Origin of the sequence: Pseudomonas sp. Mn2068 (genome assembly GCF_049319725.1) — a bacterium.
Lineage (GTDB): Bacteria > Pseudomonadota > Gammaproteobacteria > Pseudomonadales > Pseudomonadaceae > Aquipseudomonas > Aquipseudomonas gingeri.
The window spans coordinates 16,652-32,982 of the sequence record NZ_JBMOUG010000025.1; the positions used below are offsets into that span (position 1 = coordinate 16,652).

16 protein-coding genes and 1 pseudogene are annotated in these 16,331 nt (G+C 63.9%); 10 read left to right on the forward strand and 7 right to left on the reverse strand.

What is annotated here, in order from left to right:
• The first annotated feature begins 2 nt into the window (after nt 1-2).
• Genes ACL9RJ_RS32170 through ACL9RJ_RS32180 form a run of 3 tightly spaced genes read left to right on the forward strand, consistent with a single transcriptional unit; the run spans nt 3 to nt 3,031 of the window.
• Nucleotides 3-560 (forward strand): GspMb/PilO family protein, encoded by a 558-nt coding sequence (locus ACL9RJ_RS32170; protein ID WP_212810226.1) that lies wholly within the window; start codon nt 3-5, stop codon nt 558-560.
• Nucleotides 557-1,075 carry a hypothetical protein gene (locus ACL9RJ_RS32175; RefSeq protein WP_212810227.1) on the forward strand — a complete coding sequence of 173 codons (519 nt, stop codon included), beginning with the start codon at nt 557-559 and terminating at the stop codon, nt 1,073-1,075. The genes ACL9RJ_RS32170 and ACL9RJ_RS32175 overlap by 4 nt, the downstream gene beginning before the upstream one ends.
• Before the next feature lie 30 nt (nt 1,076-1,105).
• Nucleotides 1,106-3,031: a secretin and TonB N-terminal domain-containing protein gene (locus ACL9RJ_RS32180; protein WP_422765996.1), complete on the forward strand. Its 1,926-nt coding sequence runs from the start codon at nt 1,106-1,108 to the stop codon at nt 3,029-3,031.
• 262 nt (nt 3,032-3,293) lie between these two features.
• Here ACL9RJ_RS32180 and ACL9RJ_RS32185 read toward each other — a convergent pair whose 3' ends face one another.
• The 6 genes from ACL9RJ_RS32185 to ACL9RJ_RS32210 all read right to left on the reverse strand — a co-directional run bounded on the left by ACL9RJ_RS32185 (nt 3,294) and on the right by ACL9RJ_RS32210 (nt 11,087).
• Nucleotides 3,294-4,064 carry an electron transfer flavoprotein subunit beta gene (locus ACL9RJ_RS32185; protein WP_422765997.1) on the reverse strand — a complete coding sequence of 257 codons (771 nt, stop codon included), beginning with the start codon at nt 4,062-4,064 and terminating at the stop codon, nt 3,294-3,296.
• 15 nt (nt 4,065-4,079) lie between these two features.
• Nucleotides 4,080-5,300, reverse strand: coding sequence for an electron transfer flavoprotein subunit alpha/FixB family protein (locus ACL9RJ_RS32190; protein ID WP_103032704.1), 1,221 nt, complete (start codon nt 5,298-5,300; stop codon nt 4,080-4,082).
• Nucleotides 5,300-7,243 carry a dimethylglycine demethylation protein DgcB gene (dgcB, locus tag ACL9RJ_RS32195; protein WP_017128351.1) on the reverse strand — a complete coding sequence of 648 codons (1,944 nt, stop codon included), beginning with the start codon at nt 7,241-7,243 and terminating at the stop codon, nt 5,300-5,302. Before dgcB ends, ACL9RJ_RS32190 begins: the two co-directional genes overlap by 1 nt.
• A 162-nt stretch (nt 7,244-7,405) precedes the next feature.
• Complete coding sequence (dgcA, locus tag ACL9RJ_RS32200) at nt 7,406-9,466, reverse strand: dimethylglycine demethylation protein DgcA (RefSeq protein WP_017128350.1); 2,061 nt, start codon at nt 9,464-9,466, stop codon at nt 7,406-7,408.
• Nucleotides 9,467-9,481: 15 nt separating this feature from the next.
• The gene (locus ACL9RJ_RS32205; protein ID WP_003228980.1) at nt 9,482-10,012 is read right to left on the reverse strand and encodes a DUF5943 domain-containing protein; all 531 of its coding nucleotides are present in this window, start codon (nt 10,010-10,012) and stop codon (nt 9,482-9,484) included.
• Nucleotides 10,013-10,109: 97 nt separating this feature from the next.
• Nucleotides 10,110-11,087 carry a dipeptidase gene (locus ACL9RJ_RS32210; protein ID WP_017128348.1) on the reverse strand — a complete coding sequence of 326 codons (978 nt, stop codon included), beginning with the start codon at nt 11,085-11,087 and terminating at the stop codon, nt 10,110-10,112.
• A 244-nt stretch (nt 11,088-11,331) separates the two neighbouring features.
• Here ACL9RJ_RS32210 and ACL9RJ_RS32215 point away from each other — a divergent pair, with 244 nt between their 5' ends.
• From ACL9RJ_RS32215 to ACL9RJ_RS32240, 6 genes and pseudogenes are all read left to right on the forward strand, one after another.
• On the forward strand, nt 11,332-11,733 hold the full coding sequence (locus tag ACL9RJ_RS32215) for a lysozyme inhibitor LprI family protein (protein ID WP_017128347.1): 402 nt from the start codon (nt 11,332-11,334) through the stop codon (nt 11,731-11,733).
• A 42-nt stretch (nt 11,734-11,775) separates the two neighbouring features.
• Nucleotides 11,776-12,264, forward strand: a complete 489-nt coding sequence (locus ACL9RJ_RS32220; protein ID WP_177130717.1) for a DUF3592 domain-containing protein — start codon at nt 11,776-11,778, stop codon at nt 12,262-12,264.
• Nucleotides 12,265-12,387: 123 nt separating this feature from the next.
• Nucleotides 12,388-13,164 carry a DUF4239 domain-containing protein gene (locus ACL9RJ_RS32225; RefSeq protein WP_177107387.1) on the forward strand — a complete coding sequence of 259 codons (777 nt, stop codon included), beginning with the start codon at nt 12,388-12,390 and terminating at the stop codon, nt 13,162-13,164.
• A gap of 127 nt (nt 13,165-13,291) precedes the next feature.
• A pseudogene (locus ACL9RJ_RS32230) lies at nt 13,292-13,366 on the forward strand (type II toxin-antitoxin system RelE/ParE family toxin); the annotation flags it as partial.
• A complete protein-coding gene (locus tag ACL9RJ_RS32235) occupies nt 13,350-13,673 on the forward strand; it encodes a helix-turn-helix domain-containing protein (protein WP_178989557.1) in 324 nt (107 codons plus the stop codon). The pseudogene ACL9RJ_RS32230 and the gene ACL9RJ_RS32235, both read left to right, overlap by 17 nt.
• 32 nt (nt 13,674-13,705) lie before the next feature.
• A complete protein-coding gene (locus ACL9RJ_RS32240; protein WP_017128344.1) occupies nt 13,706-14,122 on the forward strand; it encodes a DUF3010 family protein in 417 nt (138 codons plus the stop codon).
• 119 nt (nt 14,123-14,241) lie between these two features.
• Here the strand turns inward: ACL9RJ_RS32240 and ACL9RJ_RS32245 are convergent, their stop codons facing one another.
• Nucleotides 14,242-15,186: a GlxA family transcriptional regulator gene (locus ACL9RJ_RS32245; protein WP_017128343.1), complete on the reverse strand. Its 945-nt coding sequence runs from the start codon at nt 15,184-15,186 to the stop codon at nt 14,242-14,244.
• A gap of 195 nt (nt 15,187-15,381) precedes the next feature.
• Here ACL9RJ_RS32245 and choX point away from each other — a divergent pair, with 195 nt between their 5' ends.
• Nucleotides 15,382-16,326: a choline ABC transporter substrate-binding protein gene (gene choX, locus ACL9RJ_RS32250; protein WP_017128342.1), complete on the forward strand. Its 945-nt coding sequence runs from the start codon at nt 15,382-15,384 to the stop codon at nt 16,324-16,326.
• The last annotated feature ends 5 nt before the right edge of the window (nt 16,327-16,331 follow it).

Genomic DNA, 16,331 nt, shown 5'->3' on the forward strand with positions numbered 1-16,331 from the left:
CCATGAAGCCGATGATCCGCCAATGGCCCGACGCCGCCCAACTCCAGGCGCGGCTGCGCTGGTCCCTGGCCCAGGTGCAACGCCTCCTCGGCTTCTGGGGCGGCTTGGCGCTGCTGCTGATCGTTGCCGCCCTGGTGATTCGCCAGGGCCTGGTCGTCCCCGGCCTGGAAGACAGCGCCCTGCGTCTGCGCGAGGCCCGGGCGGGTATCGCCGAAGGCCCGCTGGACCTGCATGCCGCCGAGCCGCAGGCGGTCCGCCGCCTGCCCGACACCGACAGCTTCGAGGCACGCCTGGAAAGCCTGTTGACGGTCTTGCAACAAAACGGTTTCGCGGTCCTGCAAACCGACTTCCAGTACTCGTCCCCGGGGGACGACCAGACCCGGCGCCTGGAGCTGGATATTCCGCTGAGCGGCGCCTATCCGACCTTGCGCAAGGCGCTCGATGAAGTGGCGCGACAACCGGCCGTGCGCATAGAAAGCCTGAGCCTGCAACGCAAGGACATCACCACCGCGCAACTGGATATCCGCCTGCGCGTCAGCCTGCTGGCGGTGCTCAAGTGAAGCTGCCGCTGTATCTGCGCGTGCTGCTCGGTGTGGTGCTGCTCGGTTGTGGCTGGCTGTTCTGGCAGGACCTGGACACGCCTGCGCCACCAGTCAACCCGGGGCCCATCCCGGCCCCCGGCCCGCCGACGCGCGTGCCGCTCGCCACGCCACCAGCGGTGCCCGACGACAGCGCGCCGCCCCAAGCCACGGCGCTGGTGGATCTGTTTCCCAGCCAGAGCTGGCTGCCACCAGCGCCACCCGCCGCGCCGGCGAAACCCGTCGCCCCGCAGGCACCGCCGATGCCCTTCACGGTGAGCGCGCAATGGCGCTACCAGGGCCAGTCGAAGATCGTCGTGCTGCAAGGCCAGGGCGTGCGCTACACCCTGTGCAAGAGCTGTTCGGTGGAAGGACATATCCGCCCGGGAGCGACACTGGGCAAGGACTATCGACTGGACAAACTGACCGACACCAGCGTGGTGCTGACGTACTTGCCCCTGCGCCAGGTGACCACGTTGCGCCTGGATACTCCCTGAGCACGGACGGCTCTAGCGAAGAGAACGATCATGTCAAAATCTATCCGGCCATGGCTGGCCCTGCTGGTGATCGGGATGACGGCCTGCCAGTCCCAAGGCCCGCTCAACGAGAGTGAGCTGCTGCGCCAGGACGGTGATATCACCCGCTCGGTGGATGTGCTGCGCGCCGCCGTGAAAGAACACCCGGACGACATCCAGTTGCGCGCCGCGCTGTTCAGCCGGACCGAACAACTGGTCGACCAGTACAGCCGCCAGTCCAGCGACGCGCTGGCGCGCAACGACGATGCCGGGGCCATCGCGGCCATGCAGCAGATCCTCAAGTACGACCCCGGCAACCTCGGCGCCAGCCAGGCCATCCGCACGATCCAGAACCTTGCCCGCCTGCGTCCCGAACTGGCGCGGGCCAATGCCCTGCGCGAGAGCAACCCGCGGGAGGCCCTGGCCCTGGTGCGCCAGATCATCGCGCAACAACCCAACTACCGTGACGCGCTGGACCTGCGCGACAGCCTGACGCGCACCCTGGTCAGCGTCGAGAGCCTCAAGCCGAAGCTGAGCGAGGCGATGAAAAAGCCGGTCAGCCTGCACTTCAGTTCCCAGAGCCTGACCACCATTTTCGAGACCATCGCCAGGCTGTCGGGGATCAACTTCGTGATCGACAAGGACGTCAACCCGAACGCGGCCGCCAGTATCTCCGCGTCCCGTACCACCGCCGAGGATGCGCTGAACCTGCTGTTGTCGACCCATCAGTTGCAGATGAAGGTGCTCAATGCCGACACCGTGCTGATCTACCCTTCGCGCCCGGACAAGGAGCGCGAGTACCGCGAGCTGGCCGTGCGGACCTTCTACCTCAGCCACGCCGATCCGAAACTGGCGGCGGCCGAGATCAAGCAGTTGCTCAAGCCCAAGGAAGTGCTGGTGGACGAACGGCTCAGCGCGGTGATCGTGCGCGACGGCCTGGAAACCCTGAGCGCCGTGGAGAAGCTGGTACAGGCCATCGACCTGGCCGACTCGGAAGTGACCATCGATATCCAGGTAATGGAAGTCAGCCTGGTGGACGAACTCAACCTGGGGATCAACTACCCCGGCTCCATCGGCCTCTCGTTGCCCGGCACCATCTCGTCCGCCACAGGCCTGGGTGGGCGCCAGCTCGAAGTCGGCAGCCTGGAAGCCAAGATCAACCTGCTGCAACGCAGCGGCAACACGGTGACGCTGGCCAATCCGCGGATCCGCGTGAAGAACCGGGAAAAGGCCGAGATCAAGATCGGCGACAAGATTCCGGTGATCACCTCGACCACCGCCAACCTCATGACCACCGCCTCGGTCTCCTACCAGGATGTCGGGCTGAGCATCGAGGTCCAGCCCAATATCAGCCTCAACGACGAAATCAATTTGCAGATGGTGATCGACATGACCCACATCACCAAGCGCAACGAAGGCACCGACAACATCCCGCCGACCTTCGAACTGGGCTCGCGCTCGACCCGCACGACGCTGACCGCGCGCAACAATGAAACCCAGGTGGTCGCCGGCCTGATCCGCACCGCCGATATCGACGAGGGCAGCGGCCTGCCGGGTCTCAGTCGTCTTCCAGGGTTGGGTCAGGCGATTTTCGGCACGAACAAGAGCGAGCAGGGCAAGAGCGAGATCATCCTGCTGATCACCCCGCGGATCGAGCGCAACCTCGACCTGCCGGCGTCCCAGGTCAGCACCTTCAGCAGCGGCACCGAGGCGCGCAGTTCGACCGAGGGCATGGTCCTGCACAACAGCCAGAACCTGAACATGCAGACCAGCGGTGGTGCCGGCGGCAACGCTATTCCACCACCCCTGGCGGTACCGCGGGCGAATGAGAACTGGCAGCCGCTGCCGGCCCCCATGGAGCAACCGGTGATGGAGTCGCCGCTGCCCAAACCGGCGGAGCAACCGCCGGCGGCCGCACCGACCGCTCCGCCGCCCTAGGCTGTCTCATGCCAAAGGACAAGGCCCCGCCACGGACTGTCGCCCAGCCTGGAACCCTGTAGGAGCTGGCTTGCCGGCGATGACGATGCCAGCCGCACCGCCGCTTTCGCGGGCAAGCCCGCTCCCACAGGATGGGGGCGCACCGCGGACTGTCGTCTAACCTGGGACCTTGTAGGAGCTGGCTTGCCAGCGATGACGATGCCAGCCACACCGCCGCTTTCGCGGGCAAGCCCGCTCCCACAGGAATCAACGACCGCAGTTGTCAGCGCACGACACCTTCCTCGATCAGCAACTTGAGGATCGCCTCGGCACCCGCTTCGGCGCTGACGCCCTTGAGCACCTGGCCACCGCCGCCGCTGGCCTTGGCCGTGGCGGCTTTCATGCGGTCGGCGCCACTCTTCGCCTTGATTACCTTCAGACGCTTGGGCCGTGGCTTGGCCGGCTGCAGCAACGCACCGGCGAACAACTCATCCTCCAGCACCTCGACTTCCTCGGCCTGCAACACCCCGCGCTGTGCCGGACCATAGGCACTCTGCCGTGGCTTGGGCGCGGCGTTATCCACCGTGGCGAGGAACGGCAGGCGGACTTTCAACCGGCGCCGCTGGCCCCGTGGCAAGGCCTGCAGCACATGGGCCACGCCGCCTTCGATAGACTCGACTTCAGCCAGACCCACCACCAGCGGCCAACCGAGGTTTTCCGCCAGCAGGAACGGCAGCATGCCCGAACCCTCGCCGGTTTCCGCCTGGCTGCCGGTCAGCACCAACTGGGCCCCGGCATCGCGCAGGTAATCGGTCAGCGCCGGCAGCGCATCGGCGCCGGCCGGTTGCTCCAGCACCCGCAATTCGTCCAGGCCCATGCCCAGGTAGGCCCGCAGCGCCGGCTCGGCGACATCGCCGGCATGCACTACCTGCAAGTCATCCCCGGCCAGTTGCAGGCCCAGTTCCACCGCGCGGGCATCCTGCTCGGCGCGCCGGGCGCGGCCGGAGGTGGGGTGGGCGCCGATGGACACCAGGCTGATTACATTCGTACTCATGACGTCATCCCTACCTTAAGCCGCATCGCGCTTGGCGCCGTTGCGATATGCCGTCACCGCCGCGATCAGGGCGCGGAAGATCTCGCTGCTCTCGCCGATCACCGACAGGTCGGCACGCTTGATCATGTCGCAGCCCGGATCGAGGTTGATCGCCACCACCTTGTCGCAGGCACCGATGCCTTGCAGGTGCTGGATCGCCCCGGAAATCCCCACGGCCACATAGACCCGCGCCGTGACCCAGGTACCGCTGGCACCGACCTGGCGGTCGCGGGCCATGAAACCGTCGTCCACCGCCACCCGCGAAGCCCCTTCGGTGGCCCCGAGCGCCGCCGCCGTCTCGTGGAACAGCGCCCAGTCCTTGACCCCGTTGCCGCCGGAGAAAATGAACTCGGCCTCGGCCATGGGAATCGCCGCCGGGTCCACCGCCACCGCGCCCAGATCCTCGATACGGGGCAGGCTGCGGGCGATGCTTGTGGATAACTCCACCGGCAAGGCCTCGTGACGGGTTTCGCTGACCGGTTCGGCACATTCGGCGGCCGCCAGGATCAGGCGCGCCAATGGCCGCGCCAGGTCCTGCAGGCCGGCACCGGCACGGCCGATGCACTCGTCGCCCTTGACCTGCCAGACCCGCGTCGCCGGGCGTTCGCCCAGGCTGGCGGCAAACCGGCGGCCCAGTTCGCCACCGCCGCTGCGGCTATCCGGCAGCAACCAGTGGCGGGGGTTGAACTGGTTATCCACAGCCCGCAGGCCCTGGACCCGTTGTTCCGGTGAATAACCGCTGAACTCGTTGCCTTCAAGCACCAGCAGGCGGTCGACACCCGCCGCGGCAAAGGCGCTTTCCTTGTGCTCGCCGAAGACCACGGCCAATACCGCGCCGTCCTTGCCGGCGAGTTGATGGGCCAGGCCAAGCAGGTCGCGGTCGTGGCTGCTCAGGCGACCACCGACCATGTCCGGCACCACGCTGATGTAGAACGCCGGTTGCGGCACCTGATGCAGCGGCAACTGCACTTCGACAGTGGCCGAACGCTTGCTCGCGCCGCCCTGCTGGGCGCCGCTGCGGTCGATGCGCTTGATACCGTTGGGGCCGATAAAACCGATGCCGTGGACATTCTTGCGAACGATCCCGTTAGGCCCCATCCAGCTGTGTTGCACCGGCTGCATGGCCGCATGCAGCGGATGCAGACGGTTGCGGGCGATCCATTCGGCGCGGGGATCGCGGCGGATAATGTCGCTCATCAATGCACCTCCGCGGGTTCACGCTTGGGCGCCGGTTTGCTCGGCGCCGCCTCTTCTAGCAGGGCGTCGGCCACCAGTTCGGCCAGGTCCTTGATCAGGGGGCGCGGTTCGACCACGCCTTCGAGCATCGCCGTGCATTGCGGGCAACCGACCGCCACCAGTTCGGCGCCGGTTTCGCGGATATCTTCCATGCGCATATCGGGAATCCGCTGCTTGCCGGGAATGTCGGTGATCGGCGCACCGCCACCGCCGCCGCAGCAACGGGAACGGAAACCGGAACGCTGCATTTCCCTGACCTCGATCCCCAGTGCCCGCAGCACGTCACGCGGCGCTTCATACTCGCCGTTGTAGCGGCCCAGGTAGCACGGGTCGTGATAGGTCACGCTGTTGCCCTTGTGCTGCCCGAGGTTGAGGGCACCGGCAGCGATCAGTTCGGCCATGTAGGTGCTGTGGTGCTGCACCAGGTAATCGCCGCCAAAGGCACCGTATTCGTTTTTCAGCACATGGAAACTGTGGGGATCGCAGGTGACGATGCGCTTGAAGCCGTACTTGGCCAGGGTCTGGATATTGCGCCTGGCCAGCAGTTGGAAGGTGGCCTCGTCGCCCAGGCGTCGCGCCACGTCACCGCTGTCGCGCTCTTCCAGGCCAAGTACCGCGAAGTCGACCCTGGCCGCCTTCAGCACTTTGACGAAGGCGCGCAAGGTGCGCTGGTTGCGCATGTCGAAGGCGCCGTCGCCGACCCAGAACAGCACATCGGTGGTTTTCTTGTCACTGAGCAGGTTGAGGTTCAGGTCCGCCGCCCAGTTCATCCGCCCGCCGGGGGCGAAACCGCCTGGGTTGTCGGTGGCGATCAGGTTTTCCAGGACTTCGGCGCCCTTGTTCGGGGTCGCGCCTTTTTCCAGGGTCAGGTGCCGGCGCATGTCGACGATGGCATCGACGTGCTCGATCATCATCGGGCATTCCTCGACGCAGGCGCGACAGGTGGTGCAGGACCACAGGGTCTCGGCGTCCACCAGGCCGTTGACGATCGGCTGGTGCGGGTTGCCGGAATGTTCGCCGACCGCCTTGCCGGGATACGGACTGCCGGCGAAGTTCGCGTCAGTGCCGCCGGCCAGGCCGACCACCATGTCCTGGATGAGTTTTTTCGGGTTCAGCGGCTGGCCGGCGGCGAACGCCGGGCAGGCGGCTTCACATTTGCCGCACTGTACGCAGGCATCGAAGCCCAGCAGTTGGTTCCAGGTGAAGTCCTTGGGTTTCTCGACCCCCAGCGGTGCCTGCGGATCAGTCAGGTCCAGCGGCTTGAGGCCGGTGGAGCGGCCGCCGCCGAAGCGTTCGGCGCGACGGTGCCAGGCCAGGTGCAGGGCACCGGCGAAGGCGTGCTTCATCGGTCCGCCCCAGGTCATGCCGAAGAACAGTTCCGACACGCCCCACAGCACGCCGAGGCCGAGGATCACGGCCAGGACCCAACCGCCGAAGTCTTGCGGAAGAATGCCGGCCACCGGCAGGGTGACCAGGAAGAACGACGCCGAGAAGGCCAGCAGGCTTTTCGGCAGGCGCATCCACGGGCCTTTCGACAGGCGGCTCGGCGGATTGCGGCGCCGCAGATAGACAAAGATCGCGCCGACGAACATCACCGCCGACATCACCAGCAAGGCATAGCCGAGGATGCGGTCATGCAGGCCGAAGCCGTGTACCAGGATCGCCAGGACAATCGAGGCCACCGCGCCACCGGCCGTGGCGACGTGGGTATTGGCGATGTATTTGTCCCGCGCCACCACATGGTGCAGATCGACCATGTAGCGCTTGGGCATGGCGAACAGGCCACCGAGCAGATCGACTTTCGACGGTCGGCCGCGGCGCCACATGGCGACCCGCCGCAGCGCGCCGAGGACAGCCAGGCCCAGGGCGGCGAACAGCAGGATGGGAAGAAGGGTGTTCAACATGGTGCAGCTCCCAAAGACCTCGGGTCTTGCAGGTCGAGATGCCTTACTCGGTTCCTGTGGGAGCGGGCTTGCCCGCGAAAGCGGTGGGTCAGTCGACATCGATGCCGACGGACAGGTTGCATTCGCGGGCAAGCCCGCTCCCACAGGGTTATGTGCAAGCCGTTAGAAATCCTTGCACAGACGCAACGCGTCATAGATCGCCGCGTGCGTGTTGCGCTGGGCCACACAGTCGCCGATGCGGAACAGCAGGTAACCGTCACCCGGCTGGCTCAGCGAAGGCTGCGGCTTGATCGCGAACAGGGCGTCGATATCGATCTGGCCCTTGTTGCGCGAACCGTCCTTGAGCCCGTAGTAGATCTCTTCGTCCGGACGCACGCCGTTCTCCACCACCACCTGGTCCACCACCCGCTCTTCCTTGGCCCCGGTGTATTCGTTCTCCAGCACCGCCACCAGTTTGTCGCCCTCGCGATAGACCTTTTCCAGCATCATGTCGCCGGTCATGATCACTTCCTTCGGGTACATGCTGCGGTAGTAGGTCGGGAACGACGTACCGCCGATGGCCACGCCCGGCTTGATATCGTCAGTGACGATCTCGACCTGGCTGCCCTTGTCGGCGAGGAAGTCGGCCACCGACATGCCGGTGAACTCGCAGATGGTGTCGTAGACCAGCACGTTCTTGCCCGGCGCGACCTTGCCGTCGAGCACATCCCAGCTGCTGACCACCAGCCCTTCGGCGGCGCCCCAGTGTTCGTTCTGTTCGAGGAACGGATGACCGCCCACCGCCAGCACGACCACATCCGGACGCAGGTCGAGGATGGTCGCCGCATCGGCGGCGGTGCCCAGCCGCACATCGACTTTCAGGCGTGCCAGTTCCAGCTGGAACCAGCGGGTGATACCGGCGATCTGGTCCCGTTGCGGCGCTTTCGAGGCCGTGGTGATCTGCCCGCCGATGGCGTCCTTCTTCTCGAACAGGGTCACGTCGTGACCGCGTTCGGCGCTGACCCGCGCCGCTTCCATGCCGGCGGGGCCGGCACCGACGATCACCACCTTGCGCCGGGGCCCGGTGGACTTCTCGATGATATGCGGCACGCCCATGTATTCACGGGAAGTCGCGGCGTTCTGGATGCACAGGACATCGAGCCCCTGGTACTGGCGGTCGATGCAATAGTTGGCGCCGACGCACTGCTTGATCTGGTCGACCTGGCCCATCTTGATCTTGGCGATCAGGTGCGGGTCGGCGATGTGCGCGCGAGTCATGCCGACCATGTCGACATAGCCGCCTTCGAGAATGCGCGTCGCCTGGTTCGGGTCCTTGATGTTCTGTGCGTGCAGGACCGGCGCCTTGACCACTTCCTTGATCCCGGCGGCCAGGTGCAGGAACGGCTCCGGCGGGTAGCTCATGTTCGGAATCACGTTGGCCAGGGTGTTGTGGGTGTCGCAACCTGAGCCGACCACACCGATGAAGTCGAGCATGCCGGTGTCGTCGTAATACTTGGCGATCTGCTTCATGTCCTCGTGGGACAGGCCGTCCGGGTGGAATTCGTCACCACAGATGCGCATGCCGACGCAGAAATCGTCACCGACTTCCTTGCGCACGGCCTTGAGCACTTCCAGGCCGAAACGCATGCGATTCTCGAAGCTGCCGCCCCATTCGTCGGTGCGTTTGTTGACCCGCGGGCTCCAGAACTGGTCGATCATGTGCTGGTGCACCGCCGACAGTTCGACGCCGTCCAGGCCGCCGGCCTTGGCCCGGGCCGCCGCGGTGGCGTAGTTGCCGATCACCCGCCAGATTTCTTCCGGCTCGATGGTCTTGCAGGTGGCGCGGTGCACCGGTTCACGGATACCCGACGGCGACAGCAGGGTCGGCCAGTGTTCGCCGTCCCAGCGCGAACGCCGGCCCATGTGGGTAATCTGGATCATGATCTTGGCGCCATGCTTGTGCATGGCATCGGCCAGGTTCTGGAAGTGCGGAATGATCCGGTCGTCGGCCAGGTTCACCGATTTCCACCAGCCTTGCGGACTGTCGATGGCGACGCTGGAAGAACCGCCGCAGATCGCCAGGCCGATCCCGCCCTTGGCTTTCTCTTCGTAGTACTTCACATAGCGGTCGGTGGTCATCCCGCCGTCGGTGGCATACACCTCGGCGTGGGCGGTACTGAGCACGCGGTTGCGGATGGTCAGTTTGCCGATCTGGATCGGCTGGAACATTGCTTCGAAAGCCATGACGGGTTCCTCGACTTACAACGGCTTGACGGTGAACAGGCCATCGTCGTGGCCTTCTTCAGAGCCGCCGTAGACTTGTTCGGCCACGGTGCGGATCTTGCTGCCGCGAGCGGCGAGGATCTGGTCCATGGCCCCGGCGAACCAGCCCGTGAACATGTAGTCGACCTTGCGCCCGACCTTGCCGTAGACGTAGACGAACGCCGAGTGTTCGAGCTTGACGCTGGCGGTGCCCTTGTCGAGGTCGATGTCCTGGATCTTGAACAGGCCCCAGCCACGTTGCGACAGGCGCTTCATGTAGTGCTCGAACACCGCGACGCCTTCCAGGCCATGGCATTCGGCTTCTTTTTCACACCAGTGCCAGGCGGACTTGTAGCCGGCCTTGTAGAGGATTTCGGCATAGGCTTCGGCGCCCAGCACTTCCTCGATACCCATGTGGTTGTTGACGAAGAAATGCCGTGGGACATAAAGCATCGGCAATGCGTCGGAAGTCCAGACACCGGTTTCGCTGTCGACTTCGATAGGCAGTTGCGGGGCGATTTTAGCCATGGGAAACACTCCAGAATTCATTGATTGCGGCTGGCCGCTTACGCCCTGCGCGACGGGCGCGCAGGGTGAGGTGTCGGAAAGAGAAAGCGGGCGGGACTTATTCGCCCCAGACGTCCTTGAGGACGTTGACCCAGTTTTCGCCCATGATCTTGCGCACCACGCGCTCAGAGTGACCGCGCTTGAGCAGGGTCTCGGTGAGGTTCGGGAACTCGCCCACGGTGCGGATGCCCAGCGGGTTGATGATCTTGCCGAAGCTGGTCAGGCGGCGGGCGTAGCCCTTGTCGTGGGTCAGGTATTCGAAGAAGTCCTGGCCATGGCCCTGGGTGAAGTCGGTGCCGATGCCGATGGCGTCTTCACCGACGATGTTCATCACGTACTCGATGGCCTCGGCGTAGTCGTCGATGGTCGAGTCGATGCCCTTGGCGAGGAACGGCGCGAACATGGTCACGCCGACAAAGCCGCCATGGTCGGCGATGAACTTCAGCTCGGCATCGGACTTGTTGCGCGGATGCTCTTTCAGACCCGAAGGCAGGCAATGGGAGTAGGTCACCGGCTTCTTCGATTCGAGGATCACTTCCTCGCTGGTCTTGGAACCGACGTGGGACAGGTCGCACATGATGCCGACCCGGTTCATCTCGGCGACGATCTCGCGACCGAAGCCCGACAGGCCGCCGTCACGCTCGTAGCAACCGGTGCCCACCAGGTTCTGGGTGTTGTAGCACATCTGCACGATACCGACGCCGAGCTGCTTGAAGATCTCGACGTAGCCGATCTGGTCTTCGAAAGCGTGGGCGTTCTGGAAACCGAACAGGATGCCGGTCTTGCCCAGCTCCTTGGCCTTGCGGATGTCGGCGGTGGTGCGTACGGGCATGACCAGGTCGCTGTTCTCGCGGATCAGCTTCTGGCTCGAGGCGATGCTGTTGACGGTGGCCTGGAAACCTTCCCAGACCGACACGGTGCAGTTGGCGGCGGTCAGCCCGCCCTTGCGCATGTCTTCGAACAGTTCACGGTTCCACTTGGCAATGATCAGCCCGTCGATAACGATGCTGTCGGCGTGCAATTCGGCTGGGCTCATCAGGCTGTCCCCTATTGGCGATTCACGCGCCGAATCGTCTGCCGGCGCTTTGGGGCCAGCATATGCCCAGGGGGCGGCGGAGCCGGGTGCAAAAACGACAGGGGAATTGCCGAAAGCGTCAATCCGCGACAAAGGGCGTCAAGACGGTAGGCTCAAGGACTTGTCGCTGTACGACTATTCTTTGCATTCTGCTTGAGACAGAATTGCCCCACATCGCTCTCCTATCCCGTATCAGGACGCCGTAATGAAATCGATTTTCCTGGCCTTGGCCCTTGTCAGCATGGGCGTTCACGCGGCCGAAGAGTCCGACAACTCGCCTTGCGACGCGGTGCCGGACGACCAGCAGACCCTGGAATGCGCCACCTACAACAAAAACACCGCCGAGCAGTTGCTCAAGGAGAACTTCCAGGCGCTGCTGGATCGGGTCGCGTCGCAATATGCGAACAAAAAGGCCGATCTGGCGGACATCACCGGCAAACTGCAGACTGCCGAACAGTTGTGGATAAAATCCCGGGATGCCGATTGCGCCATCGCCCCGTTCCCGGCGAAGGTCGGCAGCAAGCAATACAACATCGACCTGAACGACTGCCTGGCCAGCAAGAGCGACGAACGGTCGGAGTTCCTCGAGTCGCTGTTGCAGGAATGAACCGCGGGACACCCGGAGCGCTGTCCGTGACAAAGGATCTGTATGTACTACCCACGTGAAGCCGCGCGCGATCATCTGTTCAATCGCGCCGCCCTGCTGTTTTTCCTGATCCTGCTGGCCTGCGTCTTCGCGATGATGTCGCGCGAGGATGGCCTGCGCTACGCCGCCCTGCAGACATCGGCCAAGGAAGTCACGGGCACCGTCACCCAGGTCGAAGAACTCTGGAGGGGCCCGGTGTTCCTCGGCCAGTACGTGCACTACCGCTTCGATGACCGCAACACCCGCGGCGATGGCGTTCTGTATCAGGACACCTTCACACCCAGCGGCAGCTACCATGAGGGAGAGCCGGTGCAGGTGGTCTATTCCGAGTGGTTCCCCAGCTATCACAACCTGGCCACGCAGCGGCGCTTCGGCCGACCCGGTTTCTATATCTTCAGCGCCAGTGTCGCCACGGTGGTGCTGGGTTTCGGCCTGCTGTTCTGGACTACCCACCTGATCTTCCGGCATCGGCAGGAAGACCGTTATTACTGAGTCGAACCTCCTGACACCAGAAGCTTGACAAGGCCCAGGGGGAAACTTAACTAAGCAACAAACCGCTCCCGTCCTGAACCGGCTGTACAGACGAGTCCCCCACGATAATCAGGAGATTTTCGTATGCACTCACTTGCAGCCATTCCGTTCTATGCCTTCGCCATCTTTGTCGCCATCGTGCTGTTCATCGACATTGGCCGGCGCATCGGTGCCCGCCATCTGGCCGCCGACCCCGAGGGTGCGCGGATCGGGATTGGCGCCATCGAAGGCGCGGTGTTCGGCCTGCTGGCGCTGTTGATTGCCTTCACCTTCTCTGGCGCAGCCACCCGCATGGATGCCCGGCGCACCCTGATCGTCGCGGAAACCAACGCCATGGGCACCGCCTGGCTGCGCCTGGACCTGCTGCCGGCCGCGCACCAGCCGGCATTGCGCCAGGACTTTCGCGATTATGTGGATGCCCGCATCGCCTATTATCGCGACCTGACCGACGTCGAGCTCGCGACCCGGGAAAACGCCCGGGCCAGTGCCTTGCAACTGGCTATCTGGAAAAAGGCCGTGGCCTCGTTGCAGGACATGCCGACCCCCACCCTGGGCGTCAGCGCGCTGCAGGCGCTCAACGAGATGATCGACATCACCACCACCCGCAGCGTGGCCCTGGAAACCCACCCGCCGCTGATCATCTACCTGATGCTGATCACCCTGACCCAGATCAGCGCCCTGCTGATCGGCTACGGCATGGCCGGCACCGTCACCCGCCACTGGCTGCACAGCCTCGGCTACGCCCTGGTGATGGTCTGCGTGCTCTACGTGATCCTCGACTTCGAGTTCCCACGACTGGGCATCATCCGCGTCGACTACTTCGACAAGATCATGCTGGACTTGCGCAAAACGATGGATTAGGGACCTCGCCAGTCCGGCAACATCAGGCAAACCTTGCCGCATTGTCGACACGGAAAATATAAGCAAATATTAGCAATTCTTATAAAAGACTTATATTATCCCATGAACACAATTTTCTGGACCCCACCTGTTCGACTGGGAAGGCATCCTTAAAGTGGTCAGTATCCAAGAGGTAAAAAAGCGCGATGAACGCACCTACTGACATCCAGATCATCAATGACGCCAACGGGCAGCCGGCTTTCGTCGTGATCCCCTACGCGCAATATGTCGCCCAACAAAGGGAGCCCGAGCTGATCCCCCATGAGGTTGTCAGTCGCATGGTCGACGGGGCAACCCCCATTCGCGCCTGGCGCGAGTATCTGGATCTGACGCAAGATGAAGTAGCCAGGCGCCTGGGCATCTCGCAACCGGCCTATGCCCAGCAGGAATCCGTAGCCAGGCCGCGCAAGGCGACCCGCGAAAAAATCGCGGCGGCATTCGGCATCAAGGCAGACCAACTGGAGCTCTGATCTCCATTCCCAGCGACTCCCAAAGGACTCAAATGACTATCTGCGGCATCGAAATAAAAGGCAGCGAAGCCATCTTCGCCCTCGCCACCCTGCAGGACGGCAGCCCTGAACATGTTGCCGTCGCCACCAGGAAGATCGCCCTGGACGACGATGACGAAGCCGCCAACGTGAAAGCCTTCGCCGGCCAGATCAAGGCCTTTGTCCAGGCCCATGGCATCCAGCGCATCGCCATCAAGAAACGCGGCAAGAAGGGCGAGTTCGCCGGCGGGCCGACCACCTTCAAGATCGAGGGCATCCTGCAGTTGCTGGACAACTGCGAGGTGACGCTGCTGTCACCCCAGACCCTCAACGCGCAGCACAAGAAGTTCGCCTTCGCCCTGCCCGCGACGCTGAACAAATATCAGCATGAAGCCTACAAGGCAGCCTGTGCCGCGCTGCTGAAAAAGTAACCCTTTTCCAGAACATCACAAACCTTGCAGGAGCTGGCTTGCCAGCGATGGCATCCGAAAGGTTGATGTACGACTTTACGGCCCCATCGCCGGCAAGCCGGCTCCTACAGGGAGCCCCCCTACACCTTGATCCCGCGCCGGTCTTCCCGTGGACACTGGGCGAACCGGGCCCGGTAGCTGCGGGTGAAGTACGACGGCGACTCGAAGCCGCTGGCGATACTCACTTCCAGTACGCTCATGTCGGTCTGGCGCAGCAACTGGCGGGCCTTCTCCAGGCGCAGGCCCAGATAGAAGTTGCTCGGGGTGTCCTTGAGATAGAGGCGGAACAGGCGCTCCAGCTGGCGCCGCGTGACCTTGATCGATTCCGCCAGCTCCAGCGTGCTCAGCGGCGGCTCCATGTGCTGCTCCATCTCGCCGACCACCTGCACCAGCTTCTTGTTGCTGATGCCGTAGCGCGTGGCGATCTGCATGCGCTGGTGGTCCTTGCGCGGGCGGATCCGCCCGAGCACGAACTGTTCCGACACCTGGATCGCCAGCTCCGGCCCGTGGGCCTGGCCGATCAGGTCGAGCATCATGTCGATGGATGCCGTGCCGCCCGCGCAGGTGATGCGTCGGCGGTCGATCTCGAACAGTTCCTGGGTCACCTCCAGTTGCGGATAGGATTCCTTGAAGGCCTCCAGCGCTTCCCAGTGCAGGGTCACGCGATGGCCTTCGAGCAGGCCGGCCTCGGCCAGCACCACGCTGCCGGTGTCGATCCCACCGAGGGTGACGCCATCGTGATCGAGACGGCGCAACCAGTGCTCCAGGGCCGGGGTCACGAACTTCAGCGGTTCGAAGCCGGCCACCACCAGCAAGGTCGCGCCCTTCTTCAGCGGCTCCAGCGCCGCATCGGCGTTGACCGACATGCCGTTGCTAGCCAGCACCGCGCCGCCGTCGGCACTGAGCACATGCCAGCGGTACAGCTCGCCACGAAAGCGATTGGCCACGCGCAGCGGCTCGATCGCCGAGATAAAGCCCATCGCCGAAAAACCCGGCATCAGCAAGAAGTAGAAATCCTGGGACATGGAGCGCACTCGCAAGACGGGTAGCGTTGCCGATGTGATACGCCAGTTCGACGACGACGACAAGAGCACAGGTCGCTGCTGTGCAAGAGTCAGTCGCCGCTGTGCGTTTTCAGTGGGCCAGAGCTGCGTAACTTGAGCATCACCGGTGCATCAGACACCGGAACCGACAATAAACGACCTGCCGAGGAAACCATCATGAAACGACTGATCAGCCGCTGTGCAATCGCACTCACCGGTACCGCGCTCTTGAGCACTGGCGTCATGGCCGCGGACCAGGCGTCCTGTCAGAACGTCCGCCTCGGTGTAGTCAACTGGACCGACGTGATCGCCACCAGCGCCATGACCCAGGTGCTGCTCGACGGCCTGGGCTACCAGGTCAAGCAGACCAGCGCGTCCCAGCAGATCATCTTCGCCGGTATCCGCGACCAGCGCCTGGACATGTTCCTGGGCTACTGGAACCCGCTGATGACCCAGACCATCACACCGTTCGTCGACGCCAAGCAGGTCAAGGTCCTCGCCGAGCCGAGCCTCAAGGACGCCCGCGCGACCCTGGCCGTACCGACCTACCTGGCCGACAAGGGCCTGAAGACCTTCGCCGATATCGCCAAGTTCGAGAAGGAACTGGGCGGCAAGATCTACGGCATCGAGCCCGGCTCCGGCGCCAACACCCAGATCAAGGAAATGATTGCCAAGAACCAGTTCGGCCTGGGCAAGTTCCAGCTGGTGGAGTCCAGTGAAGCGGCCATGCTCTCGGCGGTGGATCGCGCCGTGCGTCGCAAGGAAGCCGTGGTGTTCTTCGGCTGGGCGCCGCACCCGATGAACGTCAACGTGCAGATGACCTATCTCACCGGCAGCGAAAACGCCCTGGGCCCGAACGAAGGCATGGCCACCGTCTGGACCGTCACCGCACCGACCTACGCCGCGCAGTGCCCGAACGTGAACAAGCTGTTGACCAACCTGACGTTCACCGCCGAAGACGAGAGCCGGATGATGCAACCGCTGCTCGATCACAAGGACGCGCTGGAGTCGGCCAGGCAGTGGCTCAAGGATCACCCGCAAGACAAGGCCCGCTGGCTGGAAGGGGTGACCACCTTCGACGGCAAGCCGGCCGCCGACAACCTGCAACTGACCAGCAAGTAAACCAC